Origin of the sequence: Endozoicomonas sp. SESOKO2 (assembly GCF_024606245.1) — a bacterium.
In the GTDB taxonomy this organism is placed as follows: Bacteria; Pseudomonadota; Gammaproteobacteria; order Pseudomonadales; family Endozoicomonadaceae; genus Endozoicomonas_A.
Genome location: NZ_JAHHPQ010000297.1, coordinates 1 through 8,256, shown reverse-complemented (window position 1 = coordinate 8,256; position 8,256 = coordinate 1). Strand labels below are relative to the sequence as shown.

Sequence of the window (8,256 nt, the reverse complement as noted above, 5' to 3'; positions counted from 1 at the left end):
GACCAATTTATTGCAACCGCAGTAGGACAGCCTTAAGTCCGACAGGCTGCTAGGGGTTCTGGCCGGTAGGCATTAATCAAGGCTGCAATGAAAAAAAACCAAAAACGTATTCAGCTGTTATTCCATAGCAAAAAAATGAAGCTACCCCTACTCTGCTATAATTCTCTGCGCATCGTGCGTGGTTTAACAACCCCTTTCTCAGCTGGATTTTACGCTTCGTCACTGGTGCAAAGGGCTTTTTCTTCACCCACCGCTTAATCACATCTTGTTGATGGCAAATTTCCATGGCCCCTCAAGTTTTGACGGCGAGGAAACAAAATAACCTCAAATTGTCGTTATTCCTTAAACGAGCATACTTACATTTATTGATTCTATTTTGGATTGCTGGTCTCGTGCAGGCATGGGATGGAGTTGCTGGTCAACAGAGTAGTTCGCATCCACATCAGTCACAAGCAATGGATTCAAAAGAAAACACACCAGAGTCAACACTCCCGCACCCTCACTTACTCGAATGGCAACCGCCATCAATGACAACACTTGAAGATCAGATAAAGTCCCGTTTCTACATCCAACCTTCTCCAGAGTCAGGATATTCAGGAAGCGTTGAGCTGACTCTCACCATTCAGCCTTTTGAGCAACTGGTGATCTGCGCAGCACATATCCAGTCTAAAAATAACGCTGACATCATAAGTCTCTCTGAGGAGTTTGACCCTTCAACTTCGGGCAGTATTTTTTATTTAACCACCAAAAGCTGGCAGCTGGATATCACCCTGATAAGACCCTACCGATGCTCAGAAACACTCTTAAATAAATACAGCTATGACGTTGGTCAATTCATACTCTCCACTCAACCCATACTCGCTCTGGCAACCGCCAGAAGCCAGAAGGAAGATAAAAAAACGACGGAAAATGAACCAAATAAAAAGGGAAAAGGGCTGAACATAACAGGACTTCAGGCAGGATCGAAATTTGACAGAACAGAGAGTGGTGACGGTGGTGGTATTTTTTGGCCCGGCGATGACAATAACCAGCATTGGAAACCACACTGGATGGCACTGCAAAGCAATACCGACTGGGAGATCAGCATAGGTCCCATACTCAGACTGGACTGGGGCTGGCTGACAGAGTTGACAGGTGACAACCCTATGCACTGGCTGTTTGGAACCTGGAGTGGTGAGTCCGACAGAAGGCTGCGTGTAAATATCAATGGGAACCAGGTTAGTTCTTTGCGTCTCACTCCAACGCAATTCAATCAACTCCTCAAAAACCTGGGAAGTACACAACAAGTCATACGGTGGTTGAAGCCCCTGCTCAACGGACAGGCGGAGTTTATAGAACACCTGTTAGATATGTCCGAAGGCATTGAAGACCATGAAAAGGATATACAGGCTGCCATTATCGTTGAACGGATTGCAGCAGTGATTGAGCAGACTGATGAATTCGATCTTGATTTTGAGTTGAAGCTATTGAACGAAAAACAGGAGATAGTGAGATTGGAACCGGAGGGCACAGCTTCTGAAGAAATCATTAATGAATACATGCTGCAAGCACCAGAGGCGAGCGGCGTTAGTGATCAGTTATTGCAAGTAGCAAGAGGTGGTAAAAGCAGTGTTGGCCCCGATGCAGGTGCACAAGCTAATGGTATTGAAGATCAGCAGGCAGATTCACTTCCAGAAAATACAAAGAAGCAGTCTGGCCATGAAGAAAGAAGTCGATTTAGCTTACCTGAGCCATACACCTCTAATGGCTTGATCAATAGCTGGACGGTTAAAGGCATGCAAGTTGCTCTTATGCTCGGGCAAAATGGGTTGGAAGCCTGGGTTATGTCGGAGGATGGGAAAACGATTTTTATTCCCCCATACGACATTGTAAACATTCCAAAGGAAATCCAGAATGAGATCTGCCATTTGCGAGGATTTTGTAAAGGAACATGGGTAGACCTCCACAGATTAAACGACGGAAGTTATAAGGTATATGTTCATCCAAGATTAAGGGGTGGAGGGCCTATCGGAACGACTATAGGGGTTGCTTTAGGAGGCATTCAAGTTGCGGCTGGAGTAACACTTACATTGCGTACGGGTGAGCTGGAAGCGGCTGTAGGAGGAGCATTGATTAGCTCAGGGATACAAGACTCAATATATAGCTGTAAAGCAAGAGACTGCGATCCAGGAGAGTATATCAAACAAAGCTTCATAGGAGGAATAAGTGGAGCAGTAGCTGGTTTGTGTACTTCCGGAGCATTGAAGGTATTAGGTAAATTTACTGGTTCAATAACCAGCGGAGCAACCCTAGGCAATGCCGCAACCACAGGCTTTTTAGTAGTGGATGACGTTCTTGCAGGAGCGGTTGGTGGATTTAGCTCAAATCTTGCCGAAAGTGCAACTAAAGCTGTAATTAATCGAGAAAACGGTACCTTTTTTACTAAAGAAACAGCAAGAAATGCTGTTATTGGAGCTTTTTCAGGTGGTACAGCCGGAGGTGTCGGGAATATATTAAGAGGGATATCATCCCAAGCAACGGCTCGCGTAATTAATGCTTGTGATGAAGAAATGGCAAGATCCAAACCTATGAAAGTTATTGCTGGAAGTTTAAGCGGATCTGTAGCGGGCGGTGCTACCTCTGCGATAAGTCGATTCAGCACTAATTGGCTCAGGGGAAACGACAAGCTGGATGGGTGTGGCTCCGCAGCGCTTGTAGGTGCAGGTATAGGATTTATAATCGGAGGTGTAAACGCTCACAGAGCATATTCTTACTATACCAAAAGGGAGCTAACCCCTGAGGAACGGGATTGTATTGATAAATCTGTAGCGGGCTATATACAGGAAATGGTAAATGAAAAATCTAAAACCGAGCCCTTTCTCTTTGAGAGAAATAAAGAACATAAATTACGCATAACAAAAACTAATGAGATAAAAGTTAAGGTGGATTCGTTAAATGATCGTATCTATTTTGAGATCCCATATCATGTGTTTTGCCGCATATATATAAGACCTATAATTTCTTTAAAATTAATTCCAAAATTTATTCGTGAAAGGAAGATATGGCAAGAGCATACAGAATTCGATATGACCCTGAGGACTGAAGTAAGTCTGAATCATTTTTGTAACACAGGGAAGGTTAATAATTACCATTACACATTTGATACAAAACCGATTATAAAACCCCTTGGAAAACTCCTTGGCCCTAAAATTTGCGTATACGGTGAGGCTAAAGAAATGATTGAGGAGGAACTAGAAAGCCTCTTTGCTCAATTAGAAAGTCGCTCTCCAGAAATAATCTCTGGGATTCAGGGCTATATAGCAAACTCAATACCAAATCAAATAACGTTTCTAGATCGAAAAATTATTCTTACTAAGACAAGTGATGGAGATTATGAATTTGATTCGAAAACCAACCAGCTTGTTTGGAACAACCCTGTTAAGGTTCAAATATTAAGTGAAAAAGTAATTGTCGGTGGAGTATTACAAGTCAGAGTATCTATACATAACGTTGAGCGAAATTTAGAAATTGATCAGATCCGACTGTCTATAGATGATTCAACAAAACTATTGCTGGGGAAACAAGATATGTCATTATTTCTGCCATCTCTATATACAGAATTAGAACATCAATTAAATCTTATCAGAAAGCAAATTTTAGATCGCTATTTTCAACGATGAGGATTTTGGTAAATGACTGAGCAGCCAAATTCCATGCCCATTCCAGAACTGCAAAAAGGCGACCTTCTGTTTCAACTTCGCAAGGGAGGAGAGCTGGAGTGGGTCATCAGTAGACTGTTTGCTGGTTATAACGGCATGGCCCTGAATCATGTGGCCATTGCGACTGAGAGCGGGGAGTTGGTTGAAGCGGTGATGCCAAAGGTTCAGACAATAACCCTGACTCAATTTATGGATAAATCGGTGTGCGATGGACTGGGACGACCATGCATTCTGGTGGCTCGTCTCAAGTCACCATGGCTTCCTTTAGTTAATAAAGCGTTGGCCTTTGCTGATCAGCAGTTGCACATTCCTTACAATAGGGACTTTTCTCCGCAGGGTCATGCTCGATCCGATATCAGTGAACGAGCCTGGTACTGTAGCGCTCTTGTTTTGGAAGCGTTCAGGTCTGCTAACGAGGGAGAACCGGTATTTCCAGAAACCCCCATGGGGTTCCGTGATCTGGAAACCGGAGAAATATTGCCTTATTGGGTAGACTTTTATCAGAAGGTAGGACAACCCATACCGGAAGGAGAGCCGGGCTCACACCCCGCCCTGCTCTCATGTTCGGATAAGCTTGATGTGATCAGAGTGGTAGGACAACTTCCCGCCAGACAGGCTACTAACGGGCAGCTTGTCTGAGCTGAAGGGTTGTCAGGTGGCTTCTGATCGGGCTGCCTGTAGATAAAGCATCTCAAGAGCAATCGTAGCACCCGCCAGAGCGGTAATATCGGCGTGATCATAAGCTGGTGCAACTTCAACCACGTCCATGCCCACAATATCCAGTCCCTGAAGACCTCTGAGCAGTTGCAAAGCCCGGTCCGAGCTCAGGCCGCCACAAACCGGTGTTCCGGTTCCCGGAGCATAGGCCGGGTCCAGACAGTCGATATCAAAGGTCAGGTAAACAAGACGATCACCTGCTTTTTCGCGTATTTTTTCGATTATCTCTGCCACTGGTGCACCGTTAACGTAGCTGGCATCCAGAACATTGAAACGGGTGTTCTTGTGATCGTAAGTGGTTCGAATACCAATCTGGGTTGAAGCCGAGGCATCAATCAACCCTTCAACCTGAGCATGATAAAACATGGTTCCGTGGTCGAACTTGCCACCCTGGTTATAGTCGTCGGTATGAGCATCAAAGTGGACCAATGCCAAAGGACCATGATATTTGGCGTGAGCTCTCAGCAAAGGCAGGGTAATAAAGTGATCGCCTCCAAACGACAGCATACGTTTGCCAGCAGACAATAGCTGGTCGGCATGCTGAAACAGGGTATCGCTCATATCTTGGGCGTTACCGCATTCAAAGACCAGGTCACCACAGTCAGCAATGGACAGATAGTCTTTCAGGTTGAAGAACCAGGGCCAGCGCTTGCCCTCCCAGGATAGGTTTACCGATGCCTTGCGAATGGCCTCGGGACCAAAGCGAGCACCGCTGCGTCCTGTAGTCGCCAGATCAAAAGGAATGCCGGTAATGATCAGGTCAGCTCCCGACTGAACAGGATTGAAATCCAACGGCTGTCGCAGAAAGCCAAAGGCGTTAGCGTAAAGGGAGTGGTCTTCCTTTTTTATCGACGTAGTCATGATTTTATCCCGTCAGTTCCACCGCCTGTAATGAGCGCTGCTCTTTGTGCTGGTAATGATTAAAGCTCATTTCATAGCCACACTGCAGAGGCAGACGGCACTCTGTCAGACAGCTGAACTCGCCATTTTCCCGCAAGGGCGCCGGTGCATTAAAGCCAATCAGATCCCAGCTCCCGGGGCGCAGGGCTTCCAGTAGCTTTTCCAGAATGGCGGTGTCTTCCATATTCAGGTTGGTTTCAAAGCTGACATAGGAGCTGTCTTCCTGAGGTGTGATATGGAAAGTGGCGTAACGATCATCCTTGATGGCGTTGAGAGAGTAGCCAAAGGGTTCAAACAGCCAGTCACTCAGATCAAAATCTGGCAGGATTTCATCCAGTCTGAGCAATTGCCGGATGCCTTCAATCGTTTGTCCTTCACTACGAAGATAGTGAGCAGCTGCACCCTTGATATGATACATCAGTAATTCGCTGGTCTGATCATCCGCATGGGGATGATAGGGACGATTCAGATGGAAGATGTAGTTGTGGTGACTGTCCAGACTGCCGATACGGAAGGCACTACCCTCCAGCTCAGACTGAATCCGGTTAATATCTTTCTCGAAAGACGTTTTCTGCAGATGCGACTGGTACTCATTTTTGCGTTGGAAACTGGCAAACAGAATGTGTTCATCAGCGATGTGTTCCAGAAAATAAAGGAATGCATCGGCCAGAGTCGTGGTTCCACAGGTCAACATCAGGAAGCGGTCTTCCCAAACAAACAGACTCGATTCTGACAGCAGATAAGCGTCGCAATAGTCATTACTCAGGGTCGTCAGAATGTCCGCCTGAGCCTTGGCCACCATATCAGACCAGAAGTCTTTGCCCAGCTCACGCAGCGAGCCCGCCTCGGCCGCTGTAATGACTTCTACTTTTTTTTCAGAGCCTTCGAAGAACATCACAGCTCAACTCCTCCCAGGTGTTCAAGGTAGGTGTAGCCCTTTAGGCCTGCTTCCAGCTCTTCCAGCACAGAGGTCCGGCTGGATTCTGGCAGATATTCTTCCACCAGTTTCTGATAGGTATGCAGGAAGCTTTCCGGTTTCAGATTCACGTATTTAAGAACATCTTCTACGGTGTCCCCAGCCTGGAAATCAAACATCTCAATTAATCCAAGGTCTGTGACACGAACGGATACTGTGTCGGTGTCGCCAAATAAATTGTGCATGTCACCAAGAATTTCCTGATAGGCACCAACCAGGAAAATACCAATCATGTAAGGCTTGTCCGAATGCCACTCAGGGACAGGCAGAGTGGTTTCTATACCCTGACCGTCAACGTACTGGTCAATGGTGCCGTCGGAGTCACAGGTAATATCGAGCATAACGGCACGCTTTTCGGGCGGGCGGTTCAGTCCGGAAAGTGGCAGCACCGGGAATACCTGATCAATACCCCAGGCATCGGGCAACGATTGAAACAGTGAAAAGTTGACGTAGAATTTGTCAGCCAGTTTTTCACTCAGCTCATCAATCAGAGGTCTGTGCGAACGATTTTTATGAGACAGCCGTTTGGACAGCTCATAACAGATTCTTAAATTAATACTTTCTGCCCAGGCTCTCTGTTCCAGATCCAGCAGGCCTATTCCGAATTGGGTATGAACCTCAGAAAGGTCACTCTGAGTATCGTGGAACAATTCAACCAGTGCCCGTTGCTCAACACCTTTCACCAGATCTTTCCAGGAGCCCCACATATTGTGGAGAAGTTGCGGGGCTTCTTTGCCCGGTGCCACAGGCTCTTCCGGCTCGTAGCTTTCGACACCCACTACGTCGGTGATCAGGACGGCATGGTGCGCCGTCAGATTTCTACCCGACTCCGATATAATCCTTGGCACAGGAATGGCCTGTTCAGCGCAAAGATCGCCCAGGGTATAAACGATATTGTTCGCATATTCCTGAAGGCTGTAGTTCATGGAACAGTTGCTCTGGCTTCGGGTACCTTCGTAGTCCACAGCCAGGCCGCCACCCACATCCAGACAATGGATCGGGGCACCCAGGCGATACAGTTCCGCATAAACTCTTGCACACTCGCTGATCCCCTTGCGGATATCACGAATATTCGACATCTGGGAACCCAGATGGAAGTGCAGCAGCTGCAAAGAATCCATGTTGTCACTGTCTTTTAGCCGCTTGATGACATTCAGTACCTGGCTGGCAGACAGACCAAACTTGGATTTCTCGCCACCACTGGCCTGCCATTTTCCCTTGCCTTGAGAAGCAAGGCGAACACGAAGACCCAGCCTGGGGGGGACACCCAGTTCTTTGGCCTCTTTCAGAACCATTTCCAGCTCGGTGATTTTTTCCAGAACGATATACACCTGATGCCCCAGCTTTTCACCGATCAGCGCCAGACGAATGTATTCTCTGTCTTTGTAGCCATTGCAAACAATGACAGAGCTGGCACGGTTCGCCATGGCCAGTACTGCCAACAACTCAGGTTTACTGCCACACTCAAGACCCAGTTGACGATCCTGTCTGGAGGCCTGGCTTTCCAGAATCTCCTCGACCACGGCCCGCTGCTGATTCACCTTGATGGGATAAACCGCCAGGTAATCATTTCGATAGCCGTATTCGCCAATGGCCTGGTTAAAGGCGTCACACAGAGTGTTAACCCGATCATGGAGAATCTCCGGAAAACGTACCAGAATGGGCAATGACGCCCCTTTGCGAACCAGTTGAGCAGCAATATTATTGAGACTGACAGCCGGTCTGCCCCTGGGCAGATAGACGACCTCGCCGTCATCGTTAATATCGAAGTATCCCTGACTCCAATAGCGGGCATTGTAGGTGGAGCGTGACGCTTCCACGCTCCATTCGCTGTCTGTAGTCAGTGGCTCATGGCTGCTGATCGTGCTTTCCGGAAAGTCGGGCATCGCTGGGTTAGTCATTGACCTTCTGTATCGCCTTTTCTACGTATCCGGGCAGAGCAAAAGCTGCCTTGTGGATAGCGGG

Annotated in this window: 5 protein-coding genes; 2 read left to right on the top strand and 3 right to left on the bottom strand. The window is 47.2% G+C overall.

Annotated elements, in window-relative coordinates:
• Window positions 1–284: 284 nt before the first annotated feature.
• Window positions 285–3,659, top strand: a complete 3,375-nt coding sequence (locus KDK17_RS06850) for a hypothetical protein (protein ID WP_257287680.1) — start codon at window positions 285–287, stop codon at window positions 3,657–3,659.
• 12 nt (window positions 3,660–3,671) lie between these two features.
• Window positions 3,672–4,337: a YiiX/YebB-like N1pC/P60 family cysteine hydrolase gene (locus tag KDK17_RS06845; protein ID WP_257253401.1), complete on the top strand. Its 666-nt coding sequence runs from the start codon at window positions 3,672–3,674 to the stop codon at window positions 4,335–4,337.
• Between the two features lie 12 nt (window positions 4,338–4,349).
• Here KDK17_RS06845 and speB read toward each other — a convergent pair whose 3' ends face one another.
• The 3 genes from speB to speA are packed head-to-tail and all read right to left on the bottom strand — an operon-like array spanning window position 4,350 to window position 8,192.
• Complete coding sequence (gene speB, locus KDK17_RS06840) at window positions 4,350–5,276, bottom strand: agmatinase (RefSeq protein WP_257253402.1); 927 nt, start codon at window positions 5,274–5,276, stop codon at window positions 4,350–4,352.
• A gap of 4 nt (window positions 5,277–5,280) precedes the next feature.
• Complete coding sequence (locus tag KDK17_RS06835) at window positions 5,281–6,210, bottom strand: S-adenosylmethionine decarboxylase proenzyme (RefSeq protein WP_257253405.1); 930 nt, start codon at window positions 6,208–6,210, stop codon at window positions 5,281–5,283.
• Window positions 6,210–8,192: a biosynthetic arginine decarboxylase gene (gene speA, locus KDK17_RS06830; RefSeq protein ID WP_257281606.1), complete on the bottom strand. Its 1,983-nt coding sequence runs from the start codon at window positions 8,190–8,192 to the stop codon at window positions 6,210–6,212. The genes KDK17_RS06835 and speA overlap by 1 nt, the downstream gene beginning before the upstream one ends.
• Between the last annotated feature and the right edge of the window lie 64 nt (window positions 8,193–8,256).

Coding starts and splice junctions, on each gene's coding strand:
- speB (WP_257253402.1), bottom strand. CDS start 5,276: ATGACTACGTCGATAAAAAAGGAAGACCACTCCCTTTACGCTAACGCC.
- KDK17_RS06845 (WP_257253401.1), top strand. CDS start 3,672: ATGACTGAGCAGCCAAATTCCATGCCCATTCCAGAACTGCAAAAAGGC.
- speA (WP_257281606.1), bottom strand. CDS start 8,192: ATGACTAACCCAGCGATGCCCGACTTTCCGGAAAGCACGATCAGCAGC.
- KDK17_RS06850 (WP_257287680.1), top strand. CDS start 285: ATGGCCCCTCAAGTTTTGACGGCGAGGAAACAAAATAACCTCAAATTG.
- KDK17_RS06835 (WP_257253405.1), bottom strand. CDS start 6,210: ATGTTCTTCGAAGGCTCTGAAAAAAAAGTAGAAGTCATTACAGCGGCC.